Below are 17544 nucleotides of genomic sequence, written 5' to 3'. Positions count from 1 at the left end.
ACTCCACGCGCAAGGCAAGACCACATGATGCACACCGAGACCGCTATCTTTCGTTTTCGGGGCCCTTGGGATGTTGAGGTCGAGATTGCGCCATCCATCCTGTTCCTGATCTGTGTGATTGTCGGCGTCAATGCCGGTGCCGGCGCCCCTGCGCTGATCGAGGCTGCGATCATCGCGGCCATTCTGGTGTCTTCGATCCTCTTGCACGAATTCGGCCATGCCTGGGGTGCGCTGGTGCAGGGCGTGCGCGTGGACCGCGTGGTGCTGCATGGCGGCGGTGGCTATTGCCAGCACGCCGCTGCTGGCGCGCGCGCGTCCGAGTTGATTGTCGCAATGGGGCCGCTGGTGAACCTGGCCCTCTGGGCTGTTCTGTCCCTTGGGGCCGAGGCGCTGTGGGCCAGTGTGCCGAGCGATCCGCTGGCGCCCCCTTTGGCGGCCTTTGCAGGGCGCATCGAATTTGCATCCTGGCTGTGGTTTACGGCCAATCTAAACCTGATGCTGTTCGTGCTGAACCTGATCCCTGTACAGCCCCTGGACGGGGGCAAGCTGTTGCACCTGGCCTTGCTGCGGGTGCTGCCCGAAAGCCGCGCCTTGCAGGTGGCGGGAGGCATTGGCCTGATCTGCGCAGTGTTGTGGATTCCGGCGATGATCCTGGTTTTCGTCACATTCGGCTTTGTGCTCTTGTTCATGCCCAGCCTGCGCGCGCATTGGGAGATGTTGCGCGGTGGGGCGCGTCTGAACCGTTTGCGCCGCCGCTAGCTGTCGAGCAGGCGCAATTCGCCAGTGAGCCATGGAAGCTGCGTCAGGGCCGGATCGATCATGTGGGTCAGGATCAGGCGTCGCATCGTATTGGCCACATCCGTAGGCACATTCCCGGCCCAATCCGCCGACGCATAAAGCGATATGGTGCGCGAGAACGGTTTAAAGGGCAAAGGAAACGCCTCGACCTGATCGTGAAAGCGCCCGGCCCGCATAAAGCCCAGCGGCGTCGTCACCGTCCACCCGATCCGCCGCGCCACCATGGCCATCAACGCAAGGTGGCTGCCGATTTCAAACCGGTCGGCGAGGTCGAGCTTTTGGCGGGCCAGATGCGCCTCGATCTGACGCGAGATCAACTGGTCACGCTCGTATCGCAAAAACGGCAGATCGCGCAGCATCGGCAAAGGGTCGGAATCCTTGACCACCCCTTTGGGCGCGACAAGGATGAACGGATCGCGCGCGAGCGGGTATTCAAGTACGCCGTCTCGCATTGTGCCGTCACTGGCCGAGATCGCGATGTGCAACCGCTTGTCCGCGATGGCTTGCAGGATTTCGTGGCTGGGCGCTGTGGCCAGCGTGAATTTGCAGCGCGTCAGGCTGTCAGCGAGGATGGTGACCAGCCGGGGCGTCAGGTCATTCTCGAAATCGTCGATCACGCCGATGCTGAGGGCAGAGAGATGGGCGAGGTCCATCACTGTCAGTTCGGACTGGGCAAGGCGCAGTTGCGACAGTGCCGCCTCGGCCCGGATGAGAAAGCTGTGGCCCGCAGGTGTCAGCCGCATGGGGCGTTTGCCATGGTCGATCAGGTCAGTGGCCAGCGCGGTTTCGAGGTTGCGCAATTGCTGGCTGACGGCAGGCTGGCTGAGGCCGGTGACGGTCGCCGCCTGCGCGACCGAGCCGGTCGCCGCGAGTGCCTCGAACACTTCGAGACCGCGCAATGTGACGCCTTTGCTGAGCATGGAAGATCCTTCCTTACTTTTGTAATACTTGAAACTACGGCGCCTTGGCGTCAATGAAAATCGGGTTTTCTGCCTCTCTGTCTTCGGGTTTTTCGATGTTAGAGCGCCCTTGCATCACGCGTGGTCTGTCGGGCAGACTGGCCCAATGAGAATTGCCACCGCTGCATACCCGCTGGACGTGCTGCCCGATTGGGCGGCCTATGAGGACAAGCTGACAGCCTGGGTTGACGAGGCCGCATCGCATGGCGCGCAACTGCTTGTCTTTCCTGAATACGGCGCGATGGAACTGGCCACACTGGCGGGGCTGGAGGTTGCAGGTGATCTTGAGGCGTCCCTGCACGCCGTGGCGGAACGCCTGCCCGAGGCAGACGCGCTGCACCGCCACCTCGCTGCGCAGTTCGGGGTGCATATTCTGGCCGCCTCTGCCCCTGCAACCGATGCCTTGCCGCAGGGGGTGACCCGCCCCGTCAACCGCGCCCGGCTGTTTGCCCCAAGCGGGGCGATGGGGGTACAGGACAAACAGGTCATGACCCGGTTCGAGGCCGAGGTCTGGGACGTGGTGCCGGGTGGGCCGTTGCAGTTGTTTGACACACGCCTGGGCAAGATTGGCATTCTGATCTGTTACGACAGCGAATTCCCCCTGTTGGGCCGCGCCCTGGCCGAGGCCGACATCATCCTCATGCCTTCCGTCACCGAGGCGCTGACCGGCTATTCCCGTGTCCGCATCGGGGCGCAGGCCCGCGCGCTGGAAAACCAGTGCGTGACAGTGATGTCCTCGGTCGTGGGCAGTGCGGAGTGGTCGGAGGCGGTGGATGTCTCTGTCGGGGCGGGGGGATTTTTGGCCCCCCTGACCGCGGCTTTCCCGACAACGGGATCATCGCGCTGGGGGAGCTGAATGCGCCGGGATGGGTCTACGGCGACGTTGACCTTGCCAGCGTGTCCGACGTGCGCCGCGATGGCGGTGTGTTGAACCGGCGCGACTGGGATCACAGCGTGCCGCGTGCCGAACGGGTCACAGTCACGTCGCTGGCTTGATTTGCCCTTGAATTATAGCTGCGAGAAGCGCATTTAGTGGCGCGTCCGCACGATTGGCGGGCTGTGTAATTTAGGAGAGACCATGGCCAAGGAAGATACGCTCGAATTTCCCGGTGTCGTAAAGGAACTCCTGCCGAATGCGACGTTTCGGGTCGAGCTAGAGAATGGCCATGAGATCATCGCACATACGGCAGGTAAAATGCGCAAGAACCGCATCCGCGTTCTGGCAGGCGACAAGGTGCAGGTCGAGATGACCCCCTATGATTTGACCAAGGGTCGGATCAACTACCGCTTCAAGTAACTCTGATTAATGGCATTTGTGCTGGGATCAGGCAGCCCGAGACGCATGGAGCTGCTCGGGCAATTGGGCATTGTGCCCGATGCCGTGCGCCCGCCCGAAATCGACGAAGACCCGGCAAAGGGCGAACTGCCCCGCGCCTATTGCACCCGGATCGCGCGTGAAAAGGTCGCCGCCGTCGCGGCAGAGGCCGATGACGTCGTGCTGTGCGCCGATACCACGGTTGCGCTGGGCCGCCGCATTCTGGGCAAGCCTGCGGATGCGGATGAGGCCGCCGCATTCCTGCGCCTGATGTCCGGGCGACGACACCGTGTCATTACCGCCGTTGCCGTGCGCAAGGGTGCCCGCATCTGGGAAAAGGATGTGGTCAGCACCGTGCGCATGAAAGCGCTGTCAGAGGCCGAGATCGCAGGCTACCTTGCGACAGGCGATTGGCAGGGCAAGGCGGGCGGCTACGGCATTCAGGGGCCTGCGGGTGCGCTGATCCCGTGGATTTCGGGTTCGTTCACCGGGATTGTCGGATTGCCATTGGCCGAGACGGTCGGGCTGTTGCAGGCGGCCGGGATGACCGTGTGGGCATCGGGCCAGCAAGATGAGGTGCAGGCATGAAGGGTCGACAGATACTGCTGGACCATATCGAGGGGCGCGAAGCCGCTGCCTTGATGGTGGACGGGGTGCTCGACGATCTGCTGATCGACGGCGACGTGCCACGCCCTGGCACAATCTATCGTGCTGTCACCGACCGGCCCGTGGCCGGGCAGGGCGGTGTGTTTCTGAAGACACCGGATGGCGCCGCCTATCTGCGCGGCGTCAAGGGCATCAGTGCGGGCGAAACCCTGCTGGTGCAAGTCACCGGCTACGCCGAACCGGGCAAGGCCATTCCCGTCACCCACAAGCTGCTGTTCAAGAGCCGCTATGCCATTGTAACGCCAGAGGCGCCCGGCCTGAACCTGTCGCGCAGCATTCGCGATGACGACGTACGCGATGCGCTCAAGGTGCTTGCGCATGAGGGGATGGACGGCAACGAGATGGGCCTGATCCTCCGCTCAGCCGCCGCCGAAGCCGACCCCGACGACGTGGCCGAGGATATCGCGGCCATGCGCGATCTGGCCATGCAGGTGATGGCGGATGAGGGCACCGGCATCGAGGTCTTGGCGCAGGGTGATGGGCCGCATGTGCTGGCCTGGCGCGACTGGATCGCCCCTGCAGACGTGGTGACGGACGCGGGCTGTTTTGACCGCCATGGTGTGCTCGACGCGCTGGATGCCGCAAAGGGCGCGCAGGTGACCCTTGGCGGTGGCGCGTCACTCTTTGTCGAGGCCACGCGCGCCCTGGTGGCGGTGGATGTGAACACGGGCGCCGACGGTTCCTTTGCCGCTGGTTTGCGCGCCAATATCGCGTGCGCGCGCGCGTTGCCTGCCGCTTTGCGTGTGCGGGGCCTTGGCGGGCAGATCACGGTCGATCTGGCGCCTATGCCCAAGAAGGAGAGGCGCACCTTCGAAGCGTCCCTGCGGGCAGCCTTTCGCAGCGACGATGTGGACACGGTGCTGGCGGGATGGACCCCGCTTGGCCATTACGAGCTGCAGCGCAAACGCGCCCGTCTTCCGTTGTCGGAGGTGCTGGCATGAGCTGCCCGATCTGCCAGAACGAAACGGTCAAGGCCTACCGCCCATTCTGTTCGCGCCGCTGCTCGGATATCGACCTCGCGCGGTGGATGAACGGCGCCTATTCGGTGGCATCGCAACGCGAAGAAGACCAGGACATTCCCGACGAAGACCCGCCCGTCGCGCATTGAGGCAGGGGTGCGCGGGTGTGCGCGATTTTTTGTTGTGTTTTCCTATGGACAGCGTTCGGACTTCGTCCTATCACGCGTCCACCCCAGAAGGCGTGTCCTTCATCTCGTGCCCGGGTAGCTCAGGGGTAGAGCAGTGGATTGAAAATCCTCGTGTCGGTGGTTCGATTCCGCCCCCGGGCACCATAAAATCAAAGACTTAGCGGTTAAGACCTTTTGTTAGGCTCTTCATAGGCTCGAATGAATGCCGAATTGCTCGTCAAAGTATTTCCTAACCCGACCAGATGGCGGAAAGGCTAAATGTAGACTCAAGACTTATTGATCCGAGAAGACGCCGACCGGCAAGGCTTCTGCTAGGGGCATGTCAAAAGCCTTGTCTTGATACTTCTTTAGCTTAACTTGGCACGAGGTTTTCTGTCTCTTGGCTAGGGTTGGTAATGTCCACTGAAGTATTTCTAACAAAACGTACACGAGATTCCATCTATGAATACATTGACTTAAGTAGCATTGAGGCAAATGTATCAAGGCATCCTCTTTTTTTGCGACTCCACTACATTCATCAGAATAGCTTTACTTTCCTGACTTATCCTACTGCGCATATGCAGCGACACCCGCATTCGCTGGGGGTCATGCATGTAGCAGGTATGATGGTCGTGAACGCACTTCGAAACACGAGTGAACAAGAGCCAATTGAGCACCTCGCCCTTGAAGTGCGAGAAGAACTTGGATCTATTCCCTATACAAAAGAACAAAAGGAGCTAATCGGCTCAACTCATCCGACAGATGGTGATCCGAGTTTGTACGACGCCCTTCTGGCAGAACTCGCCCCTCCTCAGCTATCCACTCTGCTGCGTAGAGAAACAATTTATGCGGAACTACCTGCTGTTCTTTCGACCGATCGGGTTTATGAGGCCGCCCATAACGAACTAATTGAAGTTTTGGTATTCCTGCAAGGAATGCGATTAGCAGCTTTGTTGCACGATGTAGGACATCCACCTTTCAGCCATATAGTAGAGTATGGTTTGCAGGCATCGATGGCGAACACTTACAAGGACCACGAGAAGGTGGGTGAGGAGCTGTCCGAGAAGATATTTTCGGAACTGCTAGAGAAACCGCTGTACGCTACTGGCATTAGAAAAGAGTATCCAGCATTCACAGCGGCTTGCTTTCAAATTTGTAAATCAATCTTGGAGTCTCACAGCGAAGGAACTCGGTTCTATGAGCTAAAGAAGTCCTTCTTGGCTGGCGACATGGATGCAGATCGACTCGACTACGTGAGGCGGGATATAGATTCCACAGGTATGACCGCAACAACGTACGATCTTGGTCGCATACTTGACAGTATTATGCTGGTTTGCGTGCCGGGCGATCTCAACCAAAAGGCGATGGCCGTGCTAACTACGCGTTCGCTTTCGTCGTTGGAAACATTTTTTACGGCACGCTTCCATTTGTACAGATGGGCGATTTTCCATCACGACGTTTCCAGACGAAATCTGTGCATGCAAAGATTTGTTTATTTGCTGCTAACATCCAAAGATCTATCTCCGGAGATCAATGAGGCTGCCGATCGACTTCGTAAGTTTGCGAGTACTGACGATTTATCAACCTACAAGTATTTTACTGATGGATTCTTTCTGGAATTGCTCTGGACGGTGTTTGATCGAGTTTCTGATCGCGGAACGGCAGCGGGAGATGATGAGAGGCTCCTGGCGCTTTACTGCGACGTTGTCCTTAACAGAAACAGTATCGCACTTAAGACCTTATGGAAGAGGCCAGATGAGTACGTTGATTTTTGTAAGGCTGTATTCCTTAATGATGAAATTGTAGAGCTATCAAAAGACGTGATTTCAGAGCGACTAATGGTGGCAATCAAAAAACAGGACCCGACGATGCCTACGATAAATGTAAAGCGAAAGGCATTGGATCAATATGGAATTCTTAGTGAAACTGAGCGAGCCAATAGACTACTTAAAGTACTGCACGAAAATTACCAAATTAAGAACGGTGTGAGTAGGAGTTTGAGTAAATATCTATTTGCCAAGGAAATTGAAGAAGCTGCCACAGAGCATCTCAATAAGAAAGGCGTACGTATTTTCGTACAGCTTAATTCATCCTTCAAGGCTGGTCCCCAGGAAGACTTTTACCTAACGAATGGAAAAGGGAATAAGGTCTCTGTGGAGGAGGTTTCGCCGGTTGTGGCAGCGCTTGAAAATGCTTGGATGGCGTCAGCCCAGTTGATGGTCTTTTTTGATGGTCGAAGTACGGAGCATTCTAAGCCGGTGGAGAAGAAGAGGCGCAGGGATGACTGCATTCGTGCCGTAATAGAAAGTCTAAAATCCGTGGCGAACAACTATGGTAGGATCTAGATATGTTTTTTATTGTAGTCGGCAGTCAATATGGAGGGGAAGGGAAGGGAAAGATTTCAGCGGCACTTGCTGCTTCGATAGGCCCAAGCATTGTTTGTAGGAGCGGCGGAATAAATTCTTCGCACACCGTTGTGGACTCACGCGGAACATATCGTTTCAGAATGTTGCCAACGTCGGTGTCGGTTGGCGGGCGTGAATTGATATATTTCGGTGCAGGTTCTCTTATTCATTTGCCGACGCTTGAGAAGGAGGTAGAAGATTGGCGCATTGAGAAGAAACGAATACTAATCGACTCACGGGCTGGAATAGTATCGGATGAAATTATTGAGCGCCAACGGGAAGATCTAAGGTATCAAGCGATTGGCTCCACGTTGACTGGCACCGGGTATGCAACTGCGGATAGAGCGTTGAGGCAACTAACACTCGCTGGCTCAATCGATAGTATAGATTTTCCAATTGGTGACGTTAGCAGCGCTTTGCGAAAGGCCCATTGCAATGGAGTAGATATACTTGTTGAAGGTCATCAAGGCTATGGTCTTTCAAACTATCATGGTGACTATCCATATTGTTCTAGCCGGGACTGCACATCATCTGCAATTCTATCTGAGATCGGAGTAGGGCCGGTTCGAGATTTGGAAGTCATACTCGCCGTCAAGACATTTGAGACGCGAAATCACCCGGGATTCCTGAGCGATGAGATAGACTTAAGTCTTATGGATAGGCTCGGGATAAGAGAGTTTGGCGGCGGTTTCTCAACTATTAGTAATAACCGTCGTCGGGCGGGTCACTTGAACATTGACCTAATTAAACGAGCTGTATGGGCAAACGGCGCTTCTGGAATTGCGATTACATGCTTGGACTATCTTTTTGAAGACTGCGCTGGTGCAAGCGATTGGGATGCGCTAAAGCCTGATGCAAAGAGATACGTGAAATGGATTGAAAGCCACACAAACATTCCAGTCAAAATGGTGTCAACCGGCCGAGAGAGTGGATGCACAATAATTAGGAAATCTACTGAACATGGGAGAAGTTCGACTAGTTCGAAAGTTTAGTGCTCAGCTCCGCGCGATTGCCTAACTCTTCGGGCAACAGACCTACCATTTTCCAGTATATCAAAGAAGCTCATGAATAGTGGTTCCGTATCGATAATTGGGATCTCTCTAGATATCCTACCAACAGTTTCTCGTGGCAGATGGGGACAGATGCAAACAGTCGATCTGCAGCGTCTGCACTGTCCGGGATAGAGTTGTTCGAATAAATCCAAATTTAGGCATTTCTCACTATTGATCTGTTTTGCCACAGCTTGAATTTCGCTGGCAATACCAAACAAGTGTGAAAAAATGTCAGCTGCTTCACTAAGCAAGTAACTCGGGCTGTGGTCGAAAACTCTAATGGCTTCTGCCATCTCGCCCAGTTCTTCGGTTAGCTTGACACATGAGTATTCGATCGTGCCCAAGCCTTTTGGGTAAATTGTTTGAAACATGGCTTGCCAACCGTTCATCGTTCTTGGTCGCGAATCCCATCCATCCGAGTAGATTCCTTGCAGAAGCGACACCCGATCTTCTGGCTTCAGGCCACTATTTTCCTTGCATCTGTCTCCTTGATGCGGGCTTTCTGCGCAATAATAGCAAACTCCTGGAAATTTCCGGAATATTACTCTTTCCGCGCTACTAACTCTAGCTTTTGCGAGCAATGGTAGAAACCAAGAGAAGCATTTGATAAGCGCGTCGAAAGAGTTATCAGCGTCCCGTCGGTGATGATGCTTAATGAGGTTGCTGCAGTGCTCAACTAAGTGAGAAAATGTGGCTTCAAGTGAGCGTCGCTCATTCTTTTCATGAAAAACAAATGCCGTTGAAAAATATATTTCGTCCAACGTGTACGTTTCAATAGCCACTTTTTCCCCCAACCTTCGATTGTTCTCGCTGTATTCTTGGATTCCAGCCATTTCTTGGAGCACATGTTACTTCCTTCGGTTGCAATAACGAAAGCATTTTCTTTGCACTTGTTGGACTTGGCTAGCTTATGCAGGCGCGAGGCTCATCTCCTGCGGACGGATGCGCTCGTCCGACTAAAGCATCTGTCGTGTTGCCTAGTACACTGCACATCTAGTTTAGCGGCTTAGAGTTAGGCGATATCCTGGTCTGGTGGAATGTAGAAAGTTTGATTCAGAAATACCGGCGCCCTGAACAATGCCTAAGGTCTATGAATTAGGCGAAGTCTTAGTCCGATAGTTTGTTGATCATTGACTTGGATAAGCCCGCGTCATGAAATAAGAAATTTGACTAGTCATGATTCTATTTCTGATCGAAATATTTGTTCGAGAAATAGCTCGGATAAGCCCGCCGCATCAAAAATGGCTGTTTGTCTAGCTGCCATGATATATCCGCTTGTTATACAACGCTAATTTTGCCGTTGCGGTTCAAGGCAGGGTCACGACAGTCAAGGGTGTATACTTTTCGAACTTTGCATACGGCAATAGATCCTTCGGTGCGTCCAGTATCTGGAACTTTGTGGTGGAAGGTGCTGAGGCTACCCGATCCTCTCGCACAGAAACACCAGGGCAATGGTGACACCGGTAATACACATGTTGCTTTTGCCGTTCACCCGTCAGGAACCGTTGGCAGGTATTGCAACGTAGTCGTCGTTGGTAACGGAAACGGTGTGTGCGCTGCTTTGGAGTAGAGCGCTGTCGGCGTACCACTTGAACTCGATTGAAGAGCTCCTCATCAATCAACGGTTGATGAACACCTCGATACACCTGGCCGCTCAACTTAATGCAGCCAATATAGAACGGATTGGCTAGCACATGTGCGATAGCATCAGGTTTCAAAGGTCGACCATGCCGGTTGGTGAGCCCGAGGAGCGCGAGTTCACTCGCCAGACTCTTGTATGTATAATTGCCCGTCGCATACCGCTCGAAGGCTGCAATGATTAGGGGAGCGATGATTGGATCTGGCTGTTTCGCCCGGCCGCTACCGCGATCCACATAGCCCCGCGGGGCGGGCAGGGGATAGAGACCCTGTCGCAACCGGCCTTCGATCCCTTTCTTCACTTCTTCCCGCAGGTTGCGGATGTAGTCGGCGGCAATGACAGCTTGGATGTCTGCAGCTAAACGGCCACCGCGCGTGCTCATATCTAGGTCATCATGAGCGAACCGCACATCAACACCCAAATCGATAGCTTCGCCGATAGATGCCCAGTCACGCAGGTTGCGTGCACCACGATCGATTTTGTGGAGGATCAAACCAACATCACCAACACAAAGCTCTTCCATGACTTGATCGAAGACTGGCCGACCCTGTTTAGCGGCACTGGACTGTTCTACGTACCACGCTGAGATGTTCAATCTGTGCTTTGCGGCATAGGATTTGATAGCCCGCCGTTGCTCATGAAGTGATACACCTTCTGTCCCTTGGCGAGTGGTTGAGACGCGGGTGTATGCGATGAATGATTTTTGCATAGGATATGAAGATTACCGACAAGCCATCCAAGCCATTTTTTGCCATTGGAGAATTTTCAGACAAAAATCTCGTAGTGCGCTGAGGTAGCAAGTCGTTGGCTGATCAATTAAAAAGCTGTATGCTGAAAAGCAAATACAAAGGTATTCTGGTATGAAAATTAAGTCTATCGCCATTACGAACTTCAGATCCATAAAGAACGAGACGATCGATTGTACTTCGTTCAACACATTTGTTGGGCCAAATGGATCTGGGAAGTCAACTGTATTGAATGCGCTCAACCTCTTCTTCGGGGAGATTACTTCCTTCTCGGAGGATGACTTTCATAATAGGAACCTCAAAGAGCCTATTATTATTAGGGTCATTTTCGATGATTTGAGCGATGAAGCAAAGGAAGAGTTTAAGCATTACGTCCGTGCTGATCAGCTTGTTGTACAGGCGGAGGTCACGATGGGTGATGATGGATCTGTTAAAAAGACCGTCAGAGGAGAGCGACTAGTCTTCGAGCCATTTAAATCGTTCTTTGAGGCTAAGAACGCCACGGACCGCGGCAAGATCTTTAAGGAACTGCGTGAACGGTTTGAAGACATCGAGAGCGCAACAAATGATGCAGGAAGAACCGAGGCCTTGACGGCATACGAAGAAGCGCTTCCCGAAGAAAAGAAGGAACTAACGATTAGCGGCGCTGAATTTTTCGGAGTTAGCAAGGGGGCTCATAAGTTCCAACGCCATATATGCTGGGTCTATGTTCCCGCAGTTAAGGAGGCATCAACAGAGTCTGAAGAAGCAAAGAACTCGCACCTAGGTAAGCTGATACAGCACACAATCCGTTCGGGTATGGACTACGAAACAGACCTGGAGAAAATCCGAAACGAGGCGCTAGAAGAATACAAAAAACTGCTTGCTGGGCAGAAGACTCACCTAGATGCGCTACAGGACAGCCTTTCGGAACGGCTTCAAGCGGCTGTCACTGCTGATACGGGTCTGAGCCTTGACTGGAAGCGAGACGATAAGTCTGTAGCTGTGCAAGACCCGGTAGCTCAGGTACTTTTGAAGGATCGTGGTTTTGAAGGTGAAGTAGACAAGTTTGGGCACGGCCTTCAAAGAGCATTTCTACTGATAATTCTTCAGGAGCTTATGGCTGTTGATAGCGAGGTCAGCCCTACGCTTGTTTTAGGATGTGAAGAGCCAGAGCTCTACCAACACCCTCCTCAGGCGCGCCACTTAGCAGCTATTCTCATGGAACTCTCTTTGGGGGATGCTCAAGTGCTCGTTACAACTCACAGCCCATATTTCATTGATGTCGAACACTATGAAGGCATTAAAATGTTCCGCAATGGAACCGGCGAGGCCAAAGCCACCAAGTCATCCTTTTCATCGATTTTGACCAAGTATAACGCGGCCTTCGCCAAGCCTCTGAGGGATGAGGATCAGGCTCGCACCAAACTGGCCATTCAAACACAACCAAAATTCAATGAGGTCTTCTTTGCCGACAAAGTTGTACTCGTAGAGGGCATTTCTGATCAGGCATGTTTGGAGACCTTCCTACGATTGTCAGAAAAAAGCCTGACTTCCAAAAATCGGGAACAGCGATTGTCGTTTGTGAAGGCAAAAGCTCACTTGCTCTTATGTTGCTGATCGCACAGGAATTCAATATTCCATATCACGTCATCTTCGATGGTGATGCGGCAAGTGATGCTAAGTATCATGCTGCACATATTAGGGACAACGATGCGATATTTGCGCTGGCTGGACACCCAGCGTTAGGAGCAATGCCAACCGCACATGTTCTTAAGCCAAACTTGTCACTCTGGTTCGATACCATTGAAGGTGTTTTAGACGACGATTATGGAGCTGACACTGCTGTTTTCAATCAAGCGGGGTGTGATGCAGTAGGGCATCTCAAGAGCTCCAAGAAGAACCCGATATATATTGCAGCGGCCATGAAAGCTGCATGGGATGCAGGACGACGCTTCCCTGTGCTGGATGGTGTCATTGCTGATGTTCTGAAGTAACCATAGCTAATAATCAGAGGTCATAATTTTTCGAAAACTGACTCGGCTAAGCCCGCATTGAGGGACGGTTCCTGTGGATAACTGCAATGTAGGTTGCAAAATAAGGTTGGTTCACGGTTCGAACTCGTGTTTTGGGAGTATGGTCACGGAAAACAGAAAAACCCCGATCTGGGGCCTGCTGCAACGCTATTTTGCGGTTCGAACTCTATCTCACCTAGTCCATGTTTTCCGCACGTAGTCGGTTGGGTTTGGAAACGCCAAACATATCGGCCGAAGGTTGATAGTCGCCGTCTTTGAGCATCTTTGTCATCTCCGTGATCCACGGGGCAGCGGACAGTCTCACAACGCCTTGCCTGACAGCGATGGTGTCGGCGCAGTTTTTGAGAAGTTCGCGTCGCTCTGCGACGTTGGCTTCTGCGAAGAGCTTAGCCAGGTCACAGGCGCGTTCTAGAAGTGCATCGAGATCAGAGACGCATTTTGTATAATTGGAGTGCCTCTTTTCTTCCTCGCGTAGCTGCGCCAATTCAAACTCTGTGTTCTGTTTCCGGGTTTCGTAGTCTGCCTTGGACAAGGTGCCCTCAACCAACAGGTCGGTTAACCGATCCAGGCGTGAGTAAGCATCAGCAATCCGCAACTTCATCGAAGAGTGTAGGGCGCAGGAGGCTGAGTTTTGTAGCCAGATCCGCAGCTGTTCGTGCAGATGCTCCTTGTCGTCAGAGCTAATCTCTAACGTCTTCAGACGCTTCTCAAGTTGTTTGGTAAGGCGGTCTTCGCGGATGGAGCGGCTCGGACACCCGGGCGTATGACAGCGATAATATGTGTGGGCTTTTTGCCGTTCGCCGGTCAGTACCTTGTGGCAATCGTAACAGGTCACAAGGGACCGATACATCATCATGTGCTTCGTAGATTTCTTGGTATTGCGACCTGCTTTCACCTCTTTCACGCGTTGAAACTGCGAAGCAGTGATCAGTGGCTTATGCGCCGCGTCATACAGCCGATCGCAGATTAGCATCTTGCCGATATAGAACGGGTTTCGCAGCATAGATTCGATATTGCGCCGCACCACGGGTTTGCCGCGCCAGCCGGTGAGGCCACGCCCGGCCATCTCTGTGGTGAGGCTCGTGATTGAGTATTCTCCAGAGCAATACAAGTCAAAGGCCAGTCCCACCAACGGTCCCTTGATCGGATCAATCGTTTTGAGTTGACCCTCGCCGTTATCAAGGTACCCAAGCGGCGCTTTGAAGGGATAATGACCTTGTTTGATACGGCCATACAGGCCTTTCTTCACTTCGAAGCTTAGGTTCCTTGAATAGTGTGCGGCCAATACCATTTGTATGTCGGCCATCAACCGTCCGCCGGTGCTCTCAAAATCAAGTCCGTCGGCGGCGAAAAATACCTTGATGCCTTGTTGAGAGAGTTGATCGATATGCGCCCAGTCGGTATAGTTGCGGGAAGAGCGGTCGATACGGTGGATCACCACGCCCTCGGCTAGACCGCGCAACAACTGCTGGCGCATATCTTCAAACAGCGGTCGTCCGGCTTTAGAGGCTGTTTCTTGCTCTTCAAACCACTTGGTGATGATGAGATTGTTCTGACTCGCAAAGGCCGTGATTGCATCCTTTTGTGCGACGAGTGAGGCACCGTCAGCTTGCTCCTTGGTGGACACTCGGATGTATCCAAAACACGGTTTCATGCGATATTCGATTTGTCCTCGGACTCTAGCATATCGTCAGAATTTGGCGAATCCGGCCACGGCCAAGTCCCCTCGCGTTTCATGCGTTCGTATACTTGTTTGCATAGCTCAAGGTGCCCTTCGAGACGTTCGTCATGTGTCATAAAGCTGAGTATACGAATTTGCCGCAACCGACCTAGCGACCACACTATGTCTCCATGTGATACGGCGGCAGCATGTGCGCAGTGAAGGGTCGGAGACGTTGCCCTTTCTGCATCATCCATACGGTTGCCCGGTGGTTCGGCTGGTTTTGCAGGTCGGCGGAGCTGAAGGGATCCAAAATCTGAGAAAAGTACGGCGCGTCTTGCGCGCCAATGCGGAACAGCACCAGTGAGCCGACATTGCCCAGTATGGCATCTCGGGTGGCAGTATCGATCTGGGAGAGGTGCTGGTGAGCCAGTGTAACGGACAAGGCGTATTTGCGTGCCTCGGAGAGCATGTCCGTAAAGCTACGTGTCGTGAGATTGTGGAATTCGTCGATATGCAGCGCGAATGGGCGCCGCTGGTCTTCGGCGATGTTGTGACGCGTGAAGGCGGCGTTGAGAACGCTGGATGTCAGCAACCCGCCGAGCACATTGGCGACGTCGGTTCCCAGACGCCCCTTCGCCAGATTAATGATGAGAATTTGTCCGTCGTCCATGAGACGGCGAAACCGCAACGGTTCCTGTGGCTCGCATAATGCAGTCCTGACGGTTGGATGAGCGAGAAAGGCTCCAAGTTTGTTTGAAATCGGAGCAACGCCGTCAGCGCTTGTTTGGTAGTTCAGAGCGGGAAACTCATGCTTCCAGAAAAAGCTGACCTGCGGATCGGTTAGGTTTGCCGTGACCTGTTTGCGAAAGCCTTTGTAGACGAAGAGGCGCATTAGATCGCGCAAATCTGCAGACGGCTGTTCAAGCAAAGCCAGCAAAGCGTGCCTTAGCAAATGCTCCATCCGCGCACCCCAGGCGTCGGGCCATTGTTTCTTGAGTGCATCAATAAAGCCGGAGGCGACCAGCGGTCGAAACGGCGCGTCAACGCGCTGGAGTGGGTTATACCCAAGCGGACAGTTTGGATTGGATACGTCCCAATAGAGATGCGGACGTCGGATATGCTGATGCACATCGAGCGCCAGATCCCCATGAGGATCGATAAGACAAAGACCTTCGCCAAACTTGGTCTCTTGCCAGACCAAGTTCTTCAGCATGGTTGATTTGCCGGTTCCTGACTGGCCCAGGCAATATAGGTGGAACCGTCGATCGGCGGGTGTGATCCCAAACGGTGCAGGATTTCCATAGCGTTGATGCGCGAGACCGAGCACGGGATACGGCAACATCTGTGCAGTCTGCGGCAATGACCAGCATGCGCAAAGAGGCCGGACTATAGTTCAGCCCGATAAGCTGGTCGGTTTGTGTAGACCCATCGTCATGTGACCATCCAATCAGACGATCTTTTCTCTGTCGCCTCTTGTCGGGCGGTTTCGAACGAAGGGTTCGGGATCGCCCCAGCAAGAGGAGATAGACAATGGGCAATCAGGAAAAAATCAATAGCGTACCGCACTGCCAAACGTGCCGTTCGGAAAGGGTGGTCCTGGACGCTTGGGCGTGTTTCAACCCGGCCAGTGGCTTGTGGGAGCTCGAAAGCACATTCGACGACGCGTTCTGTCACAACTGTGAAGCATCCACCAAACTTGAATGGACTGAACAAACGCAACCGCGACATCTACGTATTCGGGAACTCAATGACGTGTTTCGCACCAAGGGCCAGGGTCGTGGCACTATTTTGGTGACACAAGGAACTCAGGCCGAAGGGGCTGAATTTGCACTGTCGGCAATTGCTGCGGTTCGTGGCTTCACGGACTTTACCGAGGACAATGATCCTTGGGGTGAACATGACTTCGGTGCCATTGATGTTGCGGGCCAGAAGGTATTCTTCAAGCTCGACTACTTCGCCGACGAAACGCTCAGTGCGGGATCAGAAAACCCGGCCAACGAAAACCTCTCGTTCAGAGTGCTCACCATCATGCTGGCGAGCGAGTACTGATGGAGCGTGCATACGAGACGTTAGAGTTGGTTTGGCACGAACGTCGGGTTGAAGTGTCATATCAATCCAACTGGCTTGGCTCGGATCACTGGCATATCGAACTGCGGTCGCCAGACGTGTTGCCGCTTACGGAGACAGGCTACCGGTCTATCTTCGTTCCGTCGGCCGATGACGCTTCGGATCAGAGAGTGAAGGATTTGGTTCTGCACTGGCTTGATGAAGCGGCTGACACTGAACGTTGGCGAAGATACCTCGACGAAAGCCGTCAACTGTCATTATTCTAAGCGCTATCATCAATATCAATACGCCGTCCGGTAGTCGGGCGGCGTTTTCGCTGGCGCAGCTCGGATTTAATGTCAGAAACTGCGCTACTATCCGTCAACACTGGTTGGACCATCGTGGCTTTTTGATACTTGGCTTTTCTGAGCATGCAGCACAAATCAGCGCTGCGTGGCGTACGCCAGCCCCGGCCCTTTTGAGGGGGCCGGCTCGGCGCGGACAGCCATTGTGGCGCGTTATGTGTGGTTGAAGAATACCTAATGAAGGCTTCAGCCTCGGCTCAGACAGTTTTCATGGAAGACACGGTAGGATTATGAGGCCGCGCCATGTCTAGCTGGGTTGGCCGCATGTTCTGTTTTTATCCTTGTAAGAGATACCCTGGTCGCTTTGTTCGCTTGTCGGGACACACTAGACTGGCCGGGTACAAGTTTAATTCAATGTTTTATGCGCACTCAATTTGCGCTGGATCTGCGAACAGAACGCAGAAAATCCGGCTTTACCCAATCAGATGTGGCTCATCTGATCTCGGCCAATCAGCCACTGATATCTGAGCTTGAACAAGGCAAGCGACGACCGAGTCTGGAACAGATCGTCGACCTTTCCATTGTTTACGCTCATAGCTTCGAGGCGTTCTTTGGCACGCTTATGACGGAGCGCCAGCATGTCATTCTGAAACAGGTAAACAGCTTGCCAGTGATAGAGGCCAGCTCATCCGACACATTCAATCGGCCCAGCTCGATCAAGCGGCTTGAAAGGCGACTAACCGAAGCGCTTGCGTATGAAGCCTAGTGTTCTGGCCGTAGTGGTGAGTTCAGGACGCGCGGGGTACATT

Annotated in this window: 16 protein-coding genes, 1 tRNA gene and 1 pseudogene; 13 read left to right on the top strand and 5 right to left on the bottom strand. The window is 53.6% G+C overall.

Annotated elements, in window-relative coordinates; all coding sequences use genetic code 11:
* Positions 1 to 24 precede the first annotated feature (24 nt).
* A complete protein-coding gene (locus ACMHLQ_RS07420) occupies positions 25 to 759 on the top strand; it encodes a site-2 protease family protein (RefSeq protein ID WP_415404144.1) in 735 nt (244 codons plus the stop codon).
* Here the strand turns inward: ACMHLQ_RS07420 and ACMHLQ_RS07415 are convergent.
* The gene (locus ACMHLQ_RS07415) at positions 756 to 1718 is read right to left on the bottom strand and encodes a LysR family transcriptional regulator (protein ID WP_415404143.1); all 963 of its coding nucleotides are present in this window, start codon (positions 1716 to 1718) and stop codon (positions 756 to 758) included. The genes ACMHLQ_RS07420 and ACMHLQ_RS07415 overlap by 4 nt on opposite strands.
* Positions 1719 to 1863: 145 nt before the next feature.
* On the opposite strand from ACMHLQ_RS07415, the pseudogene ACMHLQ_RS07410 reads away from it, so the two are divergent.
* The 8 genes and pseudogenes from ACMHLQ_RS07410 (at position 1864) to ACMHLQ_RS07375 (ending at position 8261) form a co-directional block, all read left to right on the top strand.
* Positions 1864 to 2753, top strand: a pseudogene (locus ACMHLQ_RS07410) (carbon-nitrogen hydrolase family protein).
* An 82-nt stretch (positions 2754 to 2835) separates the two neighbouring features.
* Positions 2836 to 3054, top strand: coding sequence for a translation initiation factor IF-1 (gene infA, locus ACMHLQ_RS07405; RefSeq protein ID WP_005978431.1), 219 nt, complete (start codon positions 2836 to 2838; stop codon positions 3052 to 3054).
* 9 nt (positions 3055 to 3063) lie between these two features.
* Positions 3064 to 3660: a Maf family protein gene (locus tag ACMHLQ_RS07400; RefSeq protein WP_415404142.1), complete on the top strand. Its 597-nt coding sequence runs from the start codon at positions 3064 to 3066 to the stop codon at positions 3658 to 3660.
* Positions 3657 to 4679 (top strand): ribonuclease E/G, encoded by a 1023-nt coding sequence (locus ACMHLQ_RS07395; protein WP_415404141.1) that lies wholly within the window; start codon positions 3657 to 3659, stop codon positions 4677 to 4679. Before ACMHLQ_RS07400 ends, ACMHLQ_RS07395 begins: the two co-directional genes overlap by 4 nt.
* Positions 4676 to 4846 carry a DNA gyrase inhibitor YacG gene (locus ACMHLQ_RS07390; protein WP_415404140.1) on the top strand — a complete coding sequence of 57 codons (171 nt, stop codon included), beginning with the start codon at positions 4676 to 4678 and terminating at the stop codon, positions 4844 to 4846. The genes ACMHLQ_RS07395 and ACMHLQ_RS07390 overlap by 4 nt, the downstream gene beginning before the upstream one ends.
* A gap of 108 nt (positions 4847 to 4954) precedes the next feature.
* A tRNA-Phe gene (locus ACMHLQ_RS07385) sits at positions 4955 to 5029 on the top strand.
* Positions 5030 to 5280: 251 nt separating this feature from the next.
* Entirely contained in the window at positions 5281 to 7209 is a 1929-nt protein-coding gene (locus ACMHLQ_RS07380; protein WP_415404139.1) for an HD domain-containing protein, read from the top strand.
* A gap of 2 nt (positions 7210 to 7211) precedes the next feature.
* Positions 7212 to 8261 carry an adenylosuccinate synthetase gene (locus ACMHLQ_RS07375; protein WP_415404138.1) on the top strand — a complete coding sequence of 350 codons (1050 nt, stop codon included), beginning with the start codon at positions 7212 to 7214 and terminating at the stop codon, positions 8259 to 8261.
* Here the strand turns inward: ACMHLQ_RS07375 and ACMHLQ_RS07370 are convergent.
* Entirely contained in the window at positions 8258 to 9166 is a 909-nt protein-coding gene (locus tag ACMHLQ_RS07370; protein WP_415404137.1) for a hypothetical protein, read from the bottom strand. The genes ACMHLQ_RS07375 and ACMHLQ_RS07370 overlap by 4 nt on opposite strands.
* Before the next feature lie 462 nt (positions 9167 to 9628).
* On the bottom strand, positions 9629 to 10669 hold the full coding sequence (locus ACMHLQ_RS07365; protein WP_415404136.1) for a recombinase family protein: 1041 nt from the start codon (positions 10667 to 10669) through the stop codon (positions 9629 to 9631).
* A 151-nt stretch (positions 10670 to 10820) separates the two neighbouring features.
* Between ACMHLQ_RS07365 and ACMHLQ_RS07360 the strand changes: the two genes are divergently transcribed.
* Both ACMHLQ_RS07360 and ACMHLQ_RS07355 read left to right on the top strand, forming a co-directional pair.
* Complete coding sequence (locus tag ACMHLQ_RS07360) at positions 10821 to 12305, top strand: AAA family ATPase (protein WP_415404135.1); 1485 nt, start codon at positions 10821 to 10823, stop codon at positions 12303 to 12305.
* Positions 12296 to 12682: a hypothetical protein gene (locus ACMHLQ_RS07355; RefSeq protein WP_415404134.1), complete on the top strand. Its 387-nt coding sequence runs from the start codon at positions 12296 to 12298 to the stop codon at positions 12680 to 12682. Before ACMHLQ_RS07360 ends, ACMHLQ_RS07355 begins: the two co-directional genes overlap by 10 nt.
* 214 nt (positions 12683 to 12896) lie before the next feature.
* On the opposite strand, the gene ACMHLQ_RS07350 is transcribed toward ACMHLQ_RS07355, so the two are convergent.
* On the bottom strand, positions 12897 to 14375 hold the full coding sequence (locus ACMHLQ_RS07350; protein ID WP_415404133.1) for a recombinase family protein: 1479 nt from the start codon (positions 14373 to 14375) through the stop codon (positions 12897 to 12899).
* A gap of 187 nt (positions 14376 to 14562) precedes the next feature.
* Complete coding sequence (locus ACMHLQ_RS07345) at positions 14563 to 15726, bottom strand: type IV secretory system conjugative DNA transfer family protein (protein ID WP_415404132.1); 1164 nt, start codon at positions 15724 to 15726, stop codon at positions 14563 to 14565.
* A gap of 188 nt (positions 15727 to 15914) precedes the next feature.
* On the opposite strand from ACMHLQ_RS07345, the gene ACMHLQ_RS07340 reads away from it, so the two are divergent.
* Together ACMHLQ_RS07340 and ACMHLQ_RS07335 are read left to right on the top strand one after the other, a co-directional pair.
* Complete coding sequence (locus ACMHLQ_RS07340; RefSeq protein ID WP_415404131.1) at positions 15915 to 16433, top strand: DUF3768 domain-containing protein; 519 nt, start codon at positions 15915 to 15917, stop codon at positions 16431 to 16433.
* Positions 16434 to 17156: 723 nt separating this feature from the next.
* The gene (locus tag ACMHLQ_RS07335; RefSeq protein WP_415404130.1) at positions 17157 to 17501 is read left to right on the top strand and encodes a helix-turn-helix domain-containing protein; all 345 of its coding nucleotides are present in this window, start codon (positions 17157 to 17159) and stop codon (positions 17499 to 17501) included.
* Positions 17502 to 17544 lie beyond the last annotated feature (43 nt).

It is taken from the genome of Tateyamaria algicola (assembly GCF_047715485.1).
Classification (GTDB): Bacteria; Pseudomonadota; Alphaproteobacteria; order Rhodobacterales; family Rhodobacteraceae; genus Tateyamaria.
This window is presented reverse-complemented; position numbering and strand designations above follow the sequence as displayed.

Excerpts from the sequence above, each read along its gene's own strand:
- ACMHLQ_RS07420 (WP_415404144.1), top strand. The coding sequence starts at position 25 with ATGATGCACACCGAGACCGCTATCTTTCGTTTTCGGGGCCCTTGGGAT.
- ACMHLQ_RS07415 (WP_415404143.1), bottom strand. The coding sequence starts at position 1,718 with ATGCTCAGCAAAGGCGTCACATTGCGCGGTCTCGAAGTGTTCGAGGCA.
- infA (WP_005978431.1), top strand. The coding sequence starts at position 2,836 with ATGGCCAAGGAAGATACGCTCGAATTTCCCGGTGTCGTAAAGGAACTC.
- ACMHLQ_RS07400 (WP_415404142.1), top strand. The coding sequence starts at position 3,064 with ATGGCATTTGTGCTGGGATCAGGCAGCCCGAGACGCATGGAGCTGCTC.
- ACMHLQ_RS07395 (WP_415404141.1), top strand. The coding sequence starts at position 3,657 with ATGAAGGGTCGACAGATACTGCTGGACCATATCGAGGGGCGCGAAGCC.
- ACMHLQ_RS07390 (WP_415404140.1), top strand. The coding sequence starts at position 4,676 with ATGAGCTGCCCGATCTGCCAGAACGAAACGGTCAAGGCCTACCGCCCA.
- ACMHLQ_RS07380 (WP_415404139.1), top strand. The coding sequence starts at position 5,281 with ATGTCCACTGAAGTATTTCTAACAAAACGTACACGAGATTCCATCTAT.
- ACMHLQ_RS07375 (WP_415404138.1), top strand. The coding sequence starts at position 7,212 with ATGTTTTTTATTGTAGTCGGCAGTCAATATGGAGGGGAAGGGAAGGGA.
- ACMHLQ_RS07365 (WP_415404136.1), bottom strand. The coding sequence starts at position 10,669 with ATGCAAAAATCATTCATCGCATACACCCGCGTCTCAACCACTCGCCAA.
- ACMHLQ_RS07360 (WP_415404135.1), top strand. The coding sequence starts at position 10,821 with ATGAAAATTAAGTCTATCGCCATTACGAACTTCAGATCCATAAAGAAC.
- ACMHLQ_RS07355 (WP_415404134.1), top strand. The coding sequence starts at position 12,296 with ATGTTGCTGATCGCACAGGAATTCAATATTCCATATCACGTCATCTTC.
- ACMHLQ_RS07350 (WP_415404133.1), bottom strand. The coding sequence starts at position 14,375 with ATGAAACCGTGTTTTGGATACATCCGAGTGTCCACCAAGGAGCAAGCT.
- ACMHLQ_RS07345 (WP_415404132.1), bottom strand. The coding sequence starts at position 15,726 with ATGTTGCCGTATCCCGTGCTCGGTCTCGCGCATCAACGCTATGGAAAT.
- ACMHLQ_RS07340 (WP_415404131.1), top strand. The coding sequence starts at position 15,915 with ATGGGCAATCAGGAAAAAATCAATAGCGTACCGCACTGCCAAACGTGC.
- ACMHLQ_RS07335 (WP_415404130.1), top strand. The coding sequence starts at position 17,157 with ATGCGCACTCAATTTGCGCTGGATCTGCGAACAGAACGCAGAAAATCC.